General features: G+C 44.2%; 1 pseudogene. It reads left to right on the forward strand.

Annotated elements, in window-relative coordinates:
* Nucleotides 1-690: pseudogene (locus AB4585_RS24165) on the forward strand (glycerol-3-phosphate 1-O-acyltransferase); the annotation flags it as partial.

Consider the following 690-nt stretch of genomic DNA (forward strand, 5'->3'; position numbering starts at 1 on the left):
AAGCCAACGTGGATGACTCCTACAGTCAATGCTATCGCTGAAAAGATGATGACGCATATCAATGATGCCGCTGCGGCTAACGCGCTGACGCTAACGGCGACAGCATTATTAGCTTCAAGACAAAGAGCGCTAACTAAGGAAAGCTTAATCAATCAGATTAATTGCTACCTTAGTATTTTACGCAATGTGCCATACACCAGTTTTGCCACCACTCCGGATAGCAGTGCTGAAGAGCTAGTAGCGCACGCTACCTCACTGGATAAGTTTGTGGTCGATTCTGACAGCATGGGTGAGATCATATCCTTAGACCGTCATCAATCTGTTCTGATGACCTACTATCGTAATAACATCATTCATATGCTCGCTCTACCTTCACTGCTAGCACAGCTAATTATCCAATTGCCTGACTGTACTATCACGAGATTGAAGCGCAATATCGCTGTTTTGTATCCGTTCTTACAAAAAGAGCTGTTCCTTTCATACGATAGTGAGCAACTGGAAGACAAGGTTGAACAAATAGTGCAGGAGTTTCTCTCTCAACAGTTGATTGAGGTTGAGGGTGATATGGTTAATCTTAATCAGACCAATATCCATACCCTGCAGTTACTGTCTCGCACTATCTCTGAAACACTGCAGCGCTATAGCATTGCTCTTAATCTACTGGCGGCTCAACCAGAGCTAGCTCAAGCA

It is taken from the genome of Vibrio sp. 10N.222.49.C9, from assembly GCF_041474985.1.
Classification (GTDB): domain Bacteria; phylum Pseudomonadota; class Gammaproteobacteria; order Enterobacterales; family Vibrionaceae; genus Vibrio; species Vibrio crassostreae_C.